Raw genomic sequence first — 14,694 nt, forward strand, 5'->3', positions numbered from 1 at the left:
ACGATTTCCGCGGCGGTCCACCACGTCCAGGTCTCCGCATAGTCGGGCTCGTTCTGCACCGAGATGGCGTACAGGTCGACCCTCGGGCGGCCGGGGCCCGGCCGCCCGCCACCGCGCCCGGCGGATCTGATCGATTTCGAGAAGCGGCCCGGCGGCGGTCGTTCCTAGTCTTTGCTCGAGGTGGCCGGCAACGCGCCGGGCCGAGACCGTCGAGGAGTGACGTGAGCATGTCCGCGAACAACGAGCAGTCCGGGTCCGAGGGTTTCACCGCCGAGGAACGCGCAGCGATGAAGGCGCGCGCCGCGGAGCTGCGCGCCGAGGGCAAGAAGGGCGCCAAGAAGGCCGACGGCCTGCAGGAGGTCCTGGACCGGATCGCCCAGCTCGCCCCCGAGGACCGCGCGCTGGCCGAGCGCGTCCACGTCGCGGTCACCCAGGCGGCCCCCGAGCTGACCCCGAAGACCTGGTACGGGATGCCCGCCTACGCCAACGCCGCCGGCAAGATCGTGGTCTTCTTCCAGGACGCCGGCAAGTTCAAGTACCGGTACTCCACGCTCGGCTTCCAGGACCCGGCCAACCTCGACGACGGGGACATGTGGCCGGTGGCGTACGCCCTGCGGAGCTGGACCGACGAGGTGGAGAAGAAGGTCGTCGAGCTGGTCCGCGCGGCGGTCTCCTGAAGCCATGAGGGCGCTTCGTCACCTGGCCGGCCGGGTTTGGCTGTTCCGGCACGACCCGGACCCGGGCGTGCCACCGTGGTCCGCGACCGGTGCGCGCCGGTCGCGGACCAGGGGCCGTGTCGTCAATGAGCGCTGTGCGACCACGCCACGGCGGGCGCCGTCTGCTGCGCCGTGGCGGCGCCCGGCTGTCCCGGCAGGCCGTGGAACGCCGTGGTGAGCGCCTCGACACCGGAGAGAACCTGCGCCAGCTGCGCGGTGACGGCGGGGGCCTCGGGCGCGGTCTCGAGCGCCGGCTCGGCGACGTCGTCGCGGTTGAGGGCACGGAAGGCCAGGCCGGCCAGGGCACCCGCGGCGATCTGGCAGGCGAGGTAGACCGGGACGAGCGTCCAGTCGATCAGGCCGGCGGTGGCCACGCCGACGGCGACGGCCGGGTTGAACACCCCGCCGGAGACGCCGCCGACGGTCAGCGCGCCGGCCAGGACGGTGCCGCCGATGGCGAGACCGTAGAACGAGTTGCCGGCGGTGTTCTTGCTGGTGGCGACGTTGAGGACCACGTACGCCAGGGCGAAGGTGACGAGCAGTTCGGCGACGGCGGCCGCGGTCAGGGCCCTTCCTCCGGCGGTGAAGGCCTGCTCGGCGGGCTGACCGGCGAGCAGATGCCGGCCGACGACCGCGCCGGCGAGCGCGCCGACGGTCTGGGCGGCGCAGTAGGCGGGGACGTCGCGCCACGCGAACCGGTTCCGTACGGCGAGCGCGACGGTGACGGCGGGGTTGTAGTGCGCGCCGGAGACGTGCCCGCCGGCGAAGATCATGACGGTCAGCACGGCGGCGATGGCGACCGGCGCGGGGCCGACGTGCAGCAGCGCCGTCGTGGTGATGACGAGGACGAGGAAGAACGTGCCGATGGTCTCGACTGCGTACCGACGCATGGGTACTCCAGGGGTGTGGTGAGGGGAGGGGTCAGGCGGGGAGCAGCTCGAGCAGGGCGGTGGGGCGGAAGCCGGCGACGTGCTTGTCGCCGACGAACACGGTGGGCACCTGGCGGATGCCCTTGGCGGCGAGCTCGTTGAGCAGCGCGGGCTGGGCGGTGGTGTCACGTTCCTCGTACCGGACGCCCTTGGAGGACAGCAACGTCTTGTACTTGGCGCACAGGGGGCAGCCGGTGGCGCTGTAGAGGATGACGGGTTGGGAAGCCATGGGGTTCTCCTTGCGAGTGGGGGTGGTCAGGCGGCGGCGTCGAGGTCGCAGGCGGCGAAGGTGCGGCCCGGGCCCTGGAGGGCGGTGAGGACCCGCAGGATCTCGCGGGGGGAGCGGCCGACCTGGTCGGCGTGGTTCACCTCGTAGCGGACGACGCCGTCCGGGTCGACGATGACGATCGCGCGGCCGGCGATGCCCTCGGCCTCGTCCAGCACGCCGTACGCGCGTGAGGTGGCCCAGTTGCGGTCGCTGGCGAGCGGGAACCCGAGGTATCCGACCATCGCGTCCATCCAGGCGACGTGGACGTAGACACCGTCGGTGCTCACGCCGAGCAGCTCGGCGTTGTGCTCCGCGAACACCGGCACGGCCTCGTTGAAGGCGATCATCTCGGACGGGCAGACGAACGTGAAGTCCGCCGGGTAGAAGAACAGGATCAGCCACTTGCCCTGGTAGTCCTTGAGCCGCGCGCGCTCGTCGAGGGTGTCCAGGTTCTTGGTCGTGACCATGTCGAAGTCGGGGGCGGGCTTGCCGACGAGCATGAGGTCTCCTTGTCAGGTGGGACGGCGGGGTGTGGGTGGCGGTCAGCCGGCGGTGGCGGGGAGCGCCTGGGGCGGCAGGAACTGCCGGCCGAGCAGGTGACGTTCGGCATCGATGGCGGCCTGGCAGCCGGACGCGGCGGCGGTGATGGCCTGGCGGTACCGGGAGTCGGCGACGTCACCGGCGGCGAACACGCCGGGCACGTTGGTGGCGGTGGTCCCGGCTTCGGTGATGATGAACCCGTGCTCGTCGCAGTGCAGCCACTGCTGGAACAGCTGGCTGGCCGGTTCGTGGCCGATCGCGACGAACACCCCCTCGGCGTCCAGGTCGCGCCGGGAGTCGTCGTCGACCATACGGATGCGTACGCCGGTGACGTTGCCGGTCTCCACGCCCAGGATCTCCTCCACCACCGCCGAGGTGATCACCGTGACGTCGGAGGCGGCGAGCGCCGCGCGCATGACGCCGCTGGCGCGGAACTCGTTGCGCCGGTGCACGAGGGTGACCGTGCCGGCGATGTTCCGCAGGGCCAGCGCCTCGCCCACGGCGGCGTCACCGCCGCCCACGACGACGACGTCCTTGCCGGCGAACATGGGCCCGTCGCAGATGGCGCAGTACGCCACGCCGCGGCCTTCGAGCGCGGCTTCCGACGGCAGCCCGAGCTTGCGGGCCGCCGCGCCGGTGGCGACGATGACGGCATCGGCGGTGCGTTCGCCGTCGAGCCCCACCACCCGGAAGGGGGCGGCGCCGAAGTCGACCTCGAAGACGTCGCCGAACTCCAAGGTGGCGCCGGCGGCCTCGGCCTGCTCCCGGATCTTGGCGCCCAGGTCGACGCCGGCGATCCCGTGCAGCCCGGGGTAGTTGTCCACCTTCTCCGAGCGGGAGATCTGGCCACCGGTGTCGAAGCCCTCGAAGCACACGGGCGACAGGCCGGCGCGGGCGGCGTACAGCGCGGCGGTGTAGCCCGCGGGGCCTCCTCCGATGACGATGACCTTCGCGTGTGCCGTCATGCGATTCGTCCTTCTGTCCGGGCGGGTTTGATCGTGGCGTTCACCAGGTCCAGGTAGGAGCTCATGTGCTCCTCGGCGCCGGCCAGGCGGTGCCGGGCGTCGCGGAGGACCTCCTCCACGGCGGTGAACGAGGTGCGGGCGGACTCGACGGCGTCGCCGGCCGCGTTGGTGACCTCGGTGGTCGCCTCGGTGAGCTCGCGCATCTCGGCGACGATGTGGTCGATGCTCTCGGTCGCGCCGGCCGCGTCCTGGGCCAGCTTGCGCACCTCGTGGGCGACGACGGCGAACCCGCGCCCCAGTTCGCCCGCGCGGGCGGCCTCGATGGTCGCGTTCAGGGCCAGCAGATTCGTCTGCTTGGCGATGGTGCGGATGACGTTCACCGTGCCGGAGATGCGATCGGCGAGGTCGACCAGCTGGTCGATCTGGCCGAAGATCTGGAAGGTCATGCCCCGGGTCGTGTCGAGCCCGCTGCCGGCCTCGCCGGTGCCGTGCGACAGCCGTTCGAGTTCGTCGCGCACCGAGACCAGGGCGGTCCGCAGCTCGCTCGGTGGCAGCAGGTCCGGCAGCGGCGGCGCGGGTGTCACGGGCTGTGCCGGTGCCGCCGTCATCTCCGGCGGGGAGTCCCGCGGTGGCTCGTAAGAAACCGCGGCGATCTCGGCGGGTGCGGCCGCCGGGTCGGCCGGGTCCGGCGCGTCGGGCGCGTCGGGCGCCGTGGGACGCGGAAGCAGCACGGCACCGGCGATCAGCGCCGCCGCGGCGGTCGCCACGCCGACCACCGCGAACCCCGCGGCGGCCAGGACGACTGCAACGGCCGCGGCGGCCGGCAAAGCCGCCCGGAGCGCGCCACCGCCGGTCGTACGCCGCGGCATCATCGTGTCGGAAGTCACGATGAGTTTTTCGGCACTACCCCAGGGTGCTTGAGCACTTCTTGAACCGCCGCGCCGATGCATTCTGCTGGGCGCCGCGCCGCCTTCAGACCGTACGCAGGTCCAGGGTGTGCCAGACCAGCGAGTCCTGGTCGCCCGTCGCCCACCACAGGATCCCGTGGCGGGCGAACGCTCCCGCAGCCGCCACGCTGACCACCACCGTCCGGTCCGCCCGCAGGTCGTTGACGAGCAGGATCTCCGTACCCGTCAGGTCCGAGGCCGGCGTGGCCTCCGACAGGATCTCGAACCGGTCCAGGATCGCCACGTCGGTGACGGCCGCGCTCGCCGTGCTGCCGGCGATGCGGCGGCGGGAGGTGCCGTCCGGGTGCATGGCGTCGATGCGGGCCAGGCCGCCCGTGGTCAGCACCAGAACGCGGCACCAGGACGGGCCGCAGGTGGGCAGTTCGGTGCCCGTGGTCTCGATGCGCTGCTCACGGTTGCCGGTCAGCGACCGGAGAACCGTCGTGCCGGTCTGGTCGCCGGGTCCGTCGGTCAGCCACGGCCAGGCCGACAACGCCCAGGTGCCGTGCTCCCGGCGTACCGTCACGGGGCCGCCGGTCAGGGCGACCGATCGGACCTGCGTGACTTGCGGATCCTCGCCCGCGGCCACCCACCAGGCGCGGCCGTCGGCGACGACCAGGTCCCACTGCGAGCCGTAGAAGACCGGGTCGCCGGTGTCGCGGGTGAGGCGCCGGACGCCGTCGCCGCTGGTCTTGGCCGTCCACACCTCGGCCGGCGCGCCCTGCACCGACTCCGTCCACACGAGATCGTCCCCGGAGACCGCCATCGTGCCGAACTCGGGCCGCGATTCCAGCGGGCGGCGGCGCAGCTCCCGGATCGAGCCGTCCGCGGCACGCAGCACGAGACGTTCGTGGGCGCCGTCCGGGGCGGCGGCCGTGCCCACGCTCGCGTGGGCGTCGAGGAACGCCAGCGGGTGGTAGATCGGCCCGTCCGGAACGTTGCCGGGGAACTGGGCACGCTGCGCGTCCGGCCAGGCCGTGGCGAGGCCCACCCGGCCCGGGGGCGCGGGCTTGTCGTCGTTCATCGGGTACGCGAGGAGCGCGCCGCCCGCCACCAGGGCGACGAGCAGTCCCGCGCCGCCGAGCCCGCGGAGCCGTCCGCCGCCGGTCACTCGTACTGCTGCTTCGGCGGGGTGACCTCCTGCCAGCCGGTCACCTGCAGGTACGGCACGTCCGCGCCGTTCACCGCGTCCTTGGCGACCCGGTCCGAGTACGTCCCGACGACCTGCACCCACGTGTCCGGGGCGACGGCGGACGGCCCGGCGCCGGTCAGGCCGACCTTGATCGGGCGGCCGTCGGCGGCGCAGCAGGACAGCACCATGCGCGCCAGCATCGGCTCACCGCCGGGCCCCGGCGTCACGAAGCCGGTGAGGCGCAGGGTGCGGCCGGTGAGGCTGCGTCCCTGGTCGAACACGGCCCGGGACGCGTAGTCGAGCAGGCTCACGTCGACCGGGTCGCCGGCGGGCAGCGGGGGATAGTCGGACGCGGAGTTCTGCGCGGTCAGGACGCTGCCGGCCTGGCCCGCCGCGTACGAGCCGAGCGCCGGTGGGGCCACGAGCAGCAGACCGAGCACCGGCAGGATGAGCAGCCACCCGATCCGCGGCTCGTGGTGGTGCTCGTGCCCGTGTGGGGTGACCCGGCGGGGGCGCAGCTCGTACCAGAGGGTCATGACCGCCGCCGCGACCAGCAGCGCGCCGGCGCCGATGAGGAAGGGCTGCAGGCCCTCCTTCACGTAGCGCAGGTAGAGGTCGCCGAAGCCGGTCTTGAGGACCGCCCCGCCGAGCAGCAGCATGACGACGGCCTGGGCCTGCCGGTTCACAGCAGCACCGCCCCGACGCCGGTGCCGGCCACGATCGCCGCGACCAGCGTGGCCGGGGCGAACCGGACCGCGAAGCGGCGGCCGAACACGCCGGTCTGCATGCTGATCAGTTTGAGATCCACCATCGGGCCGACCACGAGGAACACCAGCCGGGACGTGAGCGAGAACTGCGACAGCGAGGCCGCGACGAAAGCGTCCGCCTCGCTGCAGATGGACAGGAGCACGGCGAGAATCGCCAGCGCCAGCACCGACAGAGCGGCGTTGCCCGCGAGACTGTTCAGCCAGCGTTCGGGAACGACCACGTTGATCGTCGCGGCGGCCGCGGCGCCGACCACGAGGAAGCCGCCGGCGTGCATGAGGTCGTGCCGGACGGCGGCCCAGAACGCGTTGCCGCGGCTCATCCCGTCGAGGTCCGGCCGGTGCGGCAGCTTGATCCACTCGGTGCGGCCCAGCCGCAGCCAGAGCCAGCCCATCGCGACCGCCACCACCAGGCTGGCCACGCCGCGCGCCACCGCCATCATCGGCTGCCCGGGGAACGCCACCACCGTCGCGGTCAGCACGATCGGGTTGATCGCCGGCGCGGCCAGCAGGAACGCCAGGGCGGCCGCCGGCGTCACGCCCCGGCGGATCAGCGAGCCCGCGATGGGTACGCTGCCGCACTCGCAGCCGGGCAGCACCACACCGGCCAGCCCGGCGGCCGGCACGGCCAGCGCGGGGTGCCGCGGCAAAGCCCGCGCCCAGAACGAGCGGGGCACGAACACGGCGATGACCGCGGACAGCACCACCCCGAACACGAGGAACGGGACCGCTTGCACGAGCACCGAGACGAAGACCGTGGTCCAGGTCTGCAGCCGGGCGCCGGAGATGAGCGACGCGAGCGGGTTGCGGAAGACGACGAGCAGCACCAGCAGGACGGCCAGCACCTCGACGGAGCCGAAGCGGCGGCCGTTCTCCGGGGGGTGTTCCGTGCCGGCCGGGGGCGACGACTTGATCTCGTCGGTTGCTCGCACTGGGACACTCCGGGCACGGTCGGGGGCGGGGCGGGCCCCACCCTACCGCCTCGACTGTCCTATGCTGAGCTGCGAATATGCGCGTATATCCGGGGCTTCGCGGGGACGATGCGGTTCCGGCCGCCGTCCTTCGCCTCGTACAGGGCGGCGTCGGCGCGCTCGATGAGCTGGTCGGACGTCTCGATCCCGTCCCAGGCCGCGACGCCGGCCGAGAACGTCTGCCCGAGCGGCGTGGCGGCCAGGGCCCGCTGGAGCACCGCCACCGCCGCGGTCGCGTCCGCGCCGGGCAGCAGGACGGTGAACTCCTCGCCACCGAAACGCGCGATCGTGTCCACCTGGCGCAGCGCGCCGTGCCAGGCAGCGCTGGCCTCCTTGAGCAACCGGTCGCCGGCCGGGTGGCCGTAGCTGTCGTTGAACTGCTTGAACCGGTCGAGGTCGAGGACGGCGACACACACGGGCTTGCCGTCACGCCGGGAGTGCTCCAGCGCGCGCGGCAGCTCGTCGTTCCAGGCGCGCCGGTTGGGCAGGCCGGTCAGCTCGTCGGTGCGCGACAGTTCCCGTACCTGGCGGGACTGCTGCTCGACCTGCCGTACGAGCTGGGCCATCCGGGTGACGACCAGCAGGAACAGGGCCGTGGAGCCGACGACGATCGCCGGGCCGTCCTTGACCTGACCCGCGGCGAGCTGACCGGCCAGGATGGCCGGTGCGATCAGCGTCGCGCCGGTGAGCGAGAGCAGCTGCATCCGGCTCAGCCGCGGCGGCCGCGGAGCCGCCGGGCGGCCCATGTCCCGGGTGTCGGAGTGCAGCGCCGCGATGCCGACCAGGGCGAACGCGGTCAGGAACATCATGTCGATGCAGCGGCGGAACCACTGGACCTCCTCCAGCGCCCACCCGACGTCGCCCAGATTGCCCAGCACCACCCAGGTGGTGTCGCCGGCGAGGAACCCGCCGAGCGCACCCGCGATCCACCAGAAGGACGCGCTCCGGACGCCGCCGGAGCGCAGCAGCCGGGTCAGCATCGCCAGCAGCAGCAGATCCCCGACCGGGTACGCGACCTGCACGCTGCGGCCGAACAGCGAGAGGCCCGCCTCGGTCGCCGCGGGCTCGATGACGTACACCCAGGCGAGCAGGCCCAGGCCGGTCGTGATCGTGGTGACGTCGACCATCGCGGTCCAGTTGCGCCCCGGCTCGCGGCGGCGGATCAGCAGCGCCAGCCCGGCCGCGCACGCGGGGTAGAGCAGGAGGAAGAACGGGTCGGCCGGCGTCGGCAGGTCGTCCCAGCCGAGGACGTTCTCGGCGTACATCGCGACGGCGATGCCGGTGGAGTTGGCGAAGATGCCGGCCCCGAAGCACCACCAGGGCAGCCGGTCGCGGCGGGGCAGCCGCCGGGACCCGGCGACGACGGCAGCGGTGCCCGCCCAGCCGACGCCCACCTGCCAGCAGGTCACCCACACGGCGTCGTCGGGGATCAGCTGATACCCGGCGATGACCACGGCCATCGCGATGGCGAAGGCCTTCCAGCTGCGTCCGTGCATGGGTCCTCGTCTGTTCGAAGATGGCCGACCGTTCCAGGCAACCACCCGCCCGTTGCGGGGCGGGTGCGGCGGCGGTGCGGATCCGGAGCGGCGTACTACAGGACCGGCGCGCTGACCTCGGCTGGATCCTGGTCACCGCCCTCGACGACACCGGGCGGCTGGTGCTGGCGTTCGTGCTCGGCGGCGGCCAAGTACGACCTGGACCGGCACTGGCGCAACGCCCGTACCCACAGCGTGCACGACTCGCTCGACTGGAAATACCACCACCTGGGCGCGTACGCCCTCGCCGACGTGCTGCCGCCGAACCACGGGCAGCTCTGAAAAATGTCGGTGGTCCGGTCTAGCGTCGGGCCATGAGCACACTGGAGAACCGGCCCGCCACCGCACTGCTGGTGGTGGACGTGCAGAACGCCGTGGTCGAGGGCGCGTGGGAGCGCGACGCCGTGGTGGCCACCATCGTGGGCCTCGTGGAGAAGGCCCGCGCCGCAGACATCCCGGTCGTCTGGGTCCAGCACAACAGCGACAACCTGGTCCGCGGCAGCGACGGCTGGCACATCGTCCCGGAGCTGAAGCCCGCGCCGGGCGAGCCGCTGGTCCAGAAGCGCTACGCCGACGCCTTCGAGGAGACCACCCTCGAACAGACCCTGGCGGACCTCGGCGCCGGCCGGCTGTACCTGTCCGGAGCCCAGACCGACGAGTGCATCCGCTCCACCCTGCACGGCGCGATCGTCCGCGGCTACGACGCGATCCTGGTCAGCGACGCCCACACCACGGAGGACCAGTCGCCGTGGGGCGCGCCGCCGCCGGACAAGGTGGTCGCGCACACCAACCTGTACTGGGCCAACCACAGCGCACCGGGCCGGACGGCCGGAACGGTCGAGGCCGGGAACGCCGACTTCAGCTGAGGCGGAGGTGCGCGGGACCGTTCGGAAGCCGGCATCGCGGCCGACGTGGGCTGCGGAAAAGCGGATGACCCGGCCCGGCAGGTCGGTTAGCGTCGCGCGGTGCAGCCACTCGACGAGCGAACCATCCGCGCCGCCTTCACCGACCGCGTCCTCGCCGGCTGACCCGCGACCGCGCGCCGCCGTTCAGGGTCGCTGGGCGACGGCCACCCGGCCGTGCTGCAGGGTGCGCCGGTGGCGGGCCGGCGTGCCGAGCTCCTCGGCGATCTCCAGCAGGCTCCGGTCCGTACCGACGTGGAATCCCGTGCGCTCGAGCACTTCGGCCATCGCCGCCGGTGTCCAGGTGGAACGCCACGGCTCCGTCGCCCACACGCTGCGCCGCCCGGCCGAGGCCGTGAGCGCGCGCGACAACAGCCGGCCCACGGCAGCCGACCTCAGGGGTGTCTGGTAGTTCACGACGAGGCGGCTGCCCGCCGCCGAGCATGTCGCGACCTCGGCGACGGTCGCCGCGACCTGCTCCGCTGTCAGGTACGGCACGACGCCCTCCCAGATCCACGTCGTCGGCCGGTCCGTACGGTGCCCGGCCGCCGTCAGCGCCGCGCGCAGCGGGTCGTGGCCCAGTGTGACCGGCACGTACGTCGGCGCCCGGCCGGGCAGGTCCGCCGCGCGTGCCCGTTTGTCCTGCTGGGAGGCCGGGTGGTCGACCTCGAACACGGTGAGCCCCGGCATCCGCCAGGCCCGGCCGTCGAGCCCGGCGCCGAGGATCACCACCTGGGCGTGCGCGGCTTCGCGTACGGCGTCGTCGATCGCCACCGTGCGCGGGACGATCATCTCGGCGTGGGCGCGTACGGATTCGAAGTCGAGCCGGTGCGGCCACGACCGGGGCGGGTCGTCGTCGCGTACCCACTCGACGGCTTGCCGTTCGGCGGGGCGCAGCAGCGCCATGGCCGCCGGGTCGGCGAAGCGGCCCGGCGCGATCCGGCCGTCCGCCGCGGCCCGGCCCTGGCACACGCCGACCGCCGTCCGGCTGGCCTGCGGAATCGTCGTCATGGCGTCCCCCCGCTCGTCCGTCGCCGAAACCGACGGTAATGCGCTGCGCGGGGACACACCTCTGACATCTGTCACCCATGGACTGCGCCGTATGGCGTTCCCCCTGCCCGCGGTCCGCGAGGACGGCACGCGCCGGCGTACGGCGATCTGCTCACGGTCAGGCGGCGGTAGCGGACATGAACCGTACGTCGGTGCGCACCGTGAAGCCGAGCCGCCGATACAGCCGGATGGCCCCGGCGTTGTCCGCGGCCGCGTGCAGGAACGGCACCTCACCCCGCTGCCGGATGCCCGCCCCGATGTGCGCCACGAGCCGGGCGGCCAGCCCCGCGCCGCGGTACGCCGGATCCGTGCAGACCGCGCTGATCTCCGTGTGCCCCGGCAGCCGCATCCGCTCGCCGGCCATCGCCACGAGCGCGCCGTCGCGGCGGATGCCGGCGTACGTCCCCAGCTCGACGGTCCGTTTGCGGAACGGGCCCGGGCGGGTGCGCGCCACCAGGTCGAGCATCTCGGGCAGGTCCGCGCCGGTCAGCACGACCACCTCGGGATCCCCGCCACCCGCGCCGGCGCCCGTGCCGACGAGCTGGACGCCGGGCAGGCTACGGTCGGACGTCCAGCCCGGCGGCGTGGCCAGGCCCGGGCCGGCGAGCAGCGCCCGGTTCCCCACGCCGACGAGGCTGCGCAGGTCGTCCCAGGCACCCGGGTCGGCCGGGTCGTCGACCGCCGCGAACGGGCTGATCTCCGGGTCGTAGCGGGCGCTGCGGCCGTACCGTTCGGCGTGGCCGGCGTGCGGGCCGCTCAGCGCGGCCCACACCGGGTTGTCGAGAAGGTCCACGCGCCGATTATCCGGCGACGGTCACGCCCACCGGCCCCGGCACCTGGCCGTCCGCGGCCGCGAGCGCCGGTTCCTGACCGTCCGCGTCCGCCGGCATCCCGCAGGCCGCGGCCGCGAGGGCCGGCACCTCGGCCGGCCAGACCGGCTTGGCGAACAGGTAACCCTGGCCGTAGGGGCAGCCCATCGCGGCGAGCATGGCGCGCTGGGCCGGGTCCTCGATGCCCTCGGCGACCACCGTGAGGTCGAGGTGACGGGCCAGCGTGACGATCGCGTCGACCAGCGCGCGCTGGCGGCCGCTGGCGAGGATGTCGTCGATGAAGGATTTGTCGATCTTCAGGACGTCGACGGGGATCTGCCGCAGATAGCTCAGCGACGAGTATCCGGTGCCGAAGTCGTCGATCGCGATCCGGACGCCCAGCTCGCGCAGCGTCGCCAGGTCCGCACAGACCTGGTCGGCGTCGCGCAGCACGAGGCTCTCGGTGATCTCCAGCAGCAGCCAGGCGGGTTCCGCGCCGGTGTCGGCCAGGGCCTCGCGGACCCGGTCGACGAAGCCGGGCTGGCGGAACTGCCGCGCGGAGACGTTGACGCTGACGTAGCGCGGCGACGAATCCGGTGCCGCGGACCGCCACTCGGCGATCTGGCGCAGGGACTCGCGCAGCACCCATTCGCCGAGTCCGACGATCGCGCCGCTCTCCTCGGCGAGATCGATGAAATGGTACGGGCTCAGCAGCCCCCGCTCCGGATGTTGCCAGCGCACCAGCGACTCGACGCCGACGACGTCCCGGGTGTGCACGTCCACGATGGGCTGGTACTGCAGCACGAACTGGCGGGCGTCGATCGCCTCGAGCAGCGACGTCCGCAGCGCGAGCCGCTCCAGCATGGCGGTGTGCAGGTCGCTGCGGTAGCGCTGCCAGGTGCCCTTCCCGGCGCCCTTGGCGAGGTAGAGCGCGAGGTCGGCGTGGCGCAGCAGCTCGGTGGGGCTGCCCGCGTCGGCGCTGGTGGCGACACCGACGCTGGCCGCGCCGCCGACCACGTGGGTCCCGCCGAGGCCGTCGCTGATCTCGAACGGTTCGGCCAGCACGGCGACGATGCGCTCGGCGGTCTGCTCGGCCGCGGTGGCGTCGCCCGACCGGTCGACGAGGACGGCGAACTCGTCGCCGCCCATCCGGGCCGCCGTGTCGCCGGCGCCGGTGGCCCGGGCGATGCGCTGCCCGGCCGCGACCAGCAGCTGGTCCCCGACGGCGTGCCCGAGCGAGTCGTTGACCTCCTTGAAGTCGTCGAGGTCGACGAAGAGCACGCCGAGCTCGAGGCCGTCGCGGCAGGACCGGGTGAACGCCTCGTCCAGCCGGTTGCGGAACAGCGCCCGGTTGGCCAGGCCGGTCAGGGCGTCGTGGTACGCCTGGTGCGCCAGGTCGTTCTCCAGCCGGCGCCGCTCGGTCACGTCGCGCACGGTCAGCACGATGCCGCGTACGGTCGGATCGTCGCGCAGGTCACGGCCGGTGCACTCGACCTGCAGCAGCCGCCGGTCGGCGCACACGGCGGTGAGGTCGACGCCGTCGCCGAGGCCCTGGCGGGCGCGGCCGAGCACGTCGGCGAGGCGGTCGTGGTGCGTGTCGGCCACGAGCCGGGTCAGCGGGGCGCCGGTGAGGTCGGGCCAGCCGAAGAGGGCGGCCGCGGAGGGGCTGGCGTACCGGATGCGCTCGTCGTCGCCGACGATGAGGATGACGTCGGCCGCGCTCTGGATGAGGGTCCGGAAGTACGCCTCGCCGTCGCGGCGGCTGATCTCGGTGGCCAGCGCGATGCGTTCCACGACCATCGCGACCTGGCCGAACAGGGCCTGCACGGCCGGGCGTACGGCGCGCAGCGTGGCGAGCGGCGCCTCGAGCCGCACGGCGCGGCGCTGCGGCGGGTTGCCGGGCAGCACCATCGCGGTGTGCAGGGCGTACGGCGAATCGCTGCCGGGCGCGATGGTGACGCCCAGCTCGACCGTGGTGGCGTCCGGCAGCGGCTCGGGGTCGCCCGTGCTCAGCGCGTACGGTTGCTCCGCCGGCATGATCATGGCGATGGCGTCGCGGACGGCGGCGAGGACGTCGTCCGGGGTGGCCGCCGCGGCCAGCGCCGAGGTGGCCCGGCGCAGGGCGCGCTCGCGCTGGTGTGCCTGGCGCTGCTCGGTGATCAGCCCGCCGACCCGGGCCATGACCAGCACGATCATCAGCGCGGAGCCGGCGGCGATGACCGGCGCGTCGGCGACGCCGCCCTGTAGGTCCTGGGCGAGCAGCACGGCGGGGGCGATGAGGGCGGCCCCGGTGAGCAGCGCGAGCCGCCGCCCACCGGCGGGGGCCGGCGCGGTCGCCGGCGTGGCGTCGTCGGTGAGCCGGATCATGGACGGGTGCAGCGCGGCCCAGCCGGCGGCGGCGTAGAAGACGATCCAGCCGAGGTCGACCGGGCCGCCGACGGCCCAGGTGCTGTCGAGGCGGGCCAGGCCGTAGACGACGTCGGAGACGAGGACGCCGACGACGCTCACCGACAGCAGGCCGGAGGCGGCGGGCTTGCGCCCGGGGGCGGTGAGCAGCCGCAGGAGGATGGCGAGGGCGAGTACGTCGCCCAGCGGGTACGCGGCCGACACCGCCTTCTCCGCGAAGGTGAGCTCGGTGGCCCGGGTGTACGGGCCGATCAGGTACACCCAGGAGAGCAGCCCGAGGCTGACCGTGGGCACGAGCGCGTCGAGCAGCGCGGCGCGGTTCGCCTCGCCGGAGCGGGCCCGGATGAAGATCGCCAGCCCGCCCGCGAGCAGCGGGTAGACCAGCAGGTAGAGCACGTCGGAGGGGCCGGGGAAGGGTGTCGGCAGGCCGAGCGCCGTCTGCGCGTAGCCGATGGCGTCACCGGTGACGAAGAAGGCCAGCGCGGCGGCGATGAGGTACCACGGCAGCCGTTGGGCGGGCGCGTGGGCGCGGACGCCGAGCACCACGGCGGCCGCGCCGGACAGCCCGATGGCCGTCCACGAGAAGAGTTGTGAGCCGGGCCACGCGTAGTAGACCGCGGTGAGCGCGGCCATCCACGCGGCGAAGCCGGCGCGGGCGTAGGGCGTGGTCATGCGGGTTCCGTCCGGCCGGGGGTGCTGACCCTTGCGAGTTCGGCATCCGGGCGGCGGTCCTGAACTCCGGTGGTGGACGGCAACCGGT

At 73.5% G+C, this 14,694-nt stretch carries 15 protein-coding genes; 3 read left to right on the forward strand and 12 right to left on the reverse strand.

Translation table 11 applies throughout. The annotated features are described in order from the left end of the window. Positions 1-227 precede the first annotated feature (227 nt). A complete protein-coding gene (locus AB0K03_RS17345; RefSeq protein WP_364686113.1) occupies positions 228-677 on the forward strand; it encodes a hypothetical protein in 450 nt (149 codons plus the stop codon). Positions 678-799: 122 nt separating this feature from the next. Here AB0K03_RS17345 and AB0K03_RS17350 read toward each other — a convergent pair whose 3' ends face one another. From AB0K03_RS17350 to AB0K03_RS17390, 9 genes are all read right to left on the reverse strand, one after another. Next, positions 800-1,606 carry an aquaporin gene (locus AB0K03_RS17350; RefSeq protein WP_364685488.1) on the reverse strand — a complete coding sequence of 269 codons (807 nt, stop codon included), beginning with the start codon at positions 1,604-1,606 and terminating at the stop codon, positions 800-802. A 31-nt stretch (positions 1,607-1,637) separates the two neighbouring features. Next, positions 1,638-1,874: a glutaredoxin family protein gene (locus AB0K03_RS17355; RefSeq protein ID WP_364685491.1), complete on the reverse strand. Its 237-nt coding sequence runs from the start codon at positions 1,872-1,874 to the stop codon at positions 1,638-1,640. Between the two features lie 26 nt (positions 1,875-1,900). Next, on the reverse strand, positions 1,901-2,413 hold the full coding sequence (locus AB0K03_RS17360; RefSeq protein WP_364685494.1) for a peroxiredoxin: 513 nt from the start codon (positions 2,411-2,413) through the stop codon (positions 1,901-1,903). Between the two features lie 42 nt (positions 2,414-2,455). Further along, positions 2,456-3,418, reverse strand: a complete 963-nt coding sequence (gene trxB / locus AB0K03_RS17365) for a thioredoxin-disulfide reductase (RefSeq protein ID WP_364685497.1) — start codon at positions 3,416-3,418, stop codon at positions 2,456-2,458. Then, a complete protein-coding gene (locus AB0K03_RS17370) occupies positions 3,415-4,305 on the reverse strand; it encodes a methyl-accepting chemotaxis protein (RefSeq protein ID WP_364685500.1) in 891 nt (296 codons plus the stop codon). Before AB0K03_RS17370 ends, trxB begins: the two co-directional genes overlap by 4 nt. Positions 4,306-4,390: 85 nt before the next feature. After that, positions 4,391-5,476 carry a hypothetical protein gene (locus AB0K03_RS17375; protein WP_364685503.1) on the reverse strand — a complete coding sequence of 362 codons (1,086 nt, stop codon included), beginning with the start codon at positions 5,474-5,476 and terminating at the stop codon, positions 4,391-4,393. Continuing rightward, positions 5,473-6,183: a TIGR03943 family putative permease subunit gene (locus tag AB0K03_RS17380; RefSeq protein ID WP_364685506.1), complete on the reverse strand. Its 711-nt coding sequence runs from the start codon at positions 6,181-6,183 to the stop codon at positions 5,473-5,475. The genes AB0K03_RS17375 and AB0K03_RS17380 overlap by 4 nt, the downstream gene beginning before the upstream one ends. Continuing rightward, positions 6,180-7,175: a permease gene (locus tag AB0K03_RS17385; RefSeq protein WP_364686116.1), complete on the reverse strand. Its 996-nt coding sequence runs from the start codon at positions 7,173-7,175 to the stop codon at positions 6,180-6,182. Before AB0K03_RS17385 ends, AB0K03_RS17380 begins: the two co-directional genes overlap by 4 nt. Before the next feature lie 77 nt (positions 7,176-7,252). Continuing rightward, positions 7,253-8,728 carry a GGDEF domain-containing protein gene (locus AB0K03_RS17390; protein WP_364685509.1) on the reverse strand — a complete coding sequence of 492 codons (1,476 nt, stop codon included), beginning with the start codon at positions 8,726-8,728 and terminating at the stop codon, positions 7,253-7,255. A gap of 63 nt (positions 8,729-8,791) precedes the next feature. Between AB0K03_RS17390 and AB0K03_RS17395 the strand changes: the two genes are divergently transcribed. Next, the gene (locus AB0K03_RS17395) at positions 8,792-9,049 is read left to right on the forward strand and encodes a hypothetical protein (RefSeq protein ID WP_364685512.1); all 258 of its coding nucleotides are present in this window, start codon (positions 8,792-8,794) and stop codon (positions 9,047-9,049) included. A gap of 32 nt (positions 9,050-9,081) precedes the next feature. After that, entirely contained in the window at positions 9,082-9,633 is a 552-nt protein-coding gene (locus AB0K03_RS17400; RefSeq protein WP_364685514.1) for a cysteine hydrolase family protein, read from the forward strand. A gap of 183 nt (positions 9,634-9,816) precedes the next feature. On the opposite strand, the gene AB0K03_RS17405 is transcribed toward AB0K03_RS17400, so the two are convergent. The 3 genes from AB0K03_RS17405 to AB0K03_RS17415 form a co-directional block, all read right to left on the reverse strand. Continuing rightward, positions 9,817-10,680 carry a class I SAM-dependent methyltransferase gene (locus AB0K03_RS17405; protein ID WP_364685517.1) on the reverse strand — a complete coding sequence of 288 codons (864 nt, stop codon included), beginning with the start codon at positions 10,678-10,680 and terminating at the stop codon, positions 9,817-9,819. A gap of 157 nt (positions 10,681-10,837) precedes the next feature. After that, positions 10,838-11,512, reverse strand: coding sequence for a GNAT family N-acetyltransferase (locus AB0K03_RS17410; protein ID WP_364685520.1), 675 nt, complete (start codon positions 11,510-11,512; stop codon positions 10,838-10,840). A 7-nt stretch (positions 11,513-11,519) separates the two neighbouring features. Continuing rightward, complete coding sequence (locus AB0K03_RS17415; protein ID WP_364685523.1) at positions 11,520-14,606, reverse strand: EAL domain-containing protein; 3,087 nt, start codon at positions 14,604-14,606, stop codon at positions 11,520-11,522. Positions 14,607-14,694: the final 88 nt, after the last annotated feature.

The sequence above is a fragment of the Actinoplanes sp. NPDC049316 genome (genome assembly GCF_040677315.1).
Taxonomy (GTDB): Bacteria; Actinomycetota; Actinomycetes; order Mycobacteriales; family Micromonosporaceae; genus Actinoplanes.

Coding starts and splice junctions, on each gene's coding strand:
- trxB (WP_364685497.1), bottom strand. CDS start 3,418: ATGACGGCACACGCGAAGGTCATCGTCATCGGAGGAGGCCCCGCGGGC.
- AB0K03_RS17345 (WP_364686113.1), top strand. CDS start 228: ATGTCCGCGAACAACGAGCAGTCCGGGTCCGAGGGTTTCACCGCCGAG.
- AB0K03_RS17400 (WP_364685514.1), top strand. CDS start 9,082: ATGAGCACACTGGAGAACCGGCCCGCCACCGCACTGCTGGTGGTGGAC.
- AB0K03_RS17415 (WP_364685523.1), bottom strand. CDS start 14,606: ATGACCACGCCCTACGCCCGCGCCGGCTTCGCCGCGTGGATGGCCGCG.
- AB0K03_RS17405 (WP_364685517.1), bottom strand. CDS start 10,680: ATGACGACGATTCCGCAGGCCAGCCGGACGGCGGTCGGCGTGTGCCAG.
- AB0K03_RS17390 (WP_364685509.1), bottom strand. CDS start 8,728: ATGCACGGACGCAGCTGGAAGGCCTTCGCCATCGCGATGGCCGTGGTC.
- AB0K03_RS17360 (WP_364685494.1), bottom strand. CDS start 2,413: ATGCTCGTCGGCAAGCCCGCCCCCGACTTCGACATGGTCACGACCAAG.
- AB0K03_RS17350 (WP_364685488.1), bottom strand. CDS start 1,606: ATGCGTCGGTACGCAGTCGAGACCATCGGCACGTTCTTCCTCGTCCTC.
- AB0K03_RS17355 (WP_364685491.1), bottom strand. CDS start 1,874: ATGGCTTCCCAACCCGTCATCCTCTACAGCGCCACCGGCTGCCCCCTG.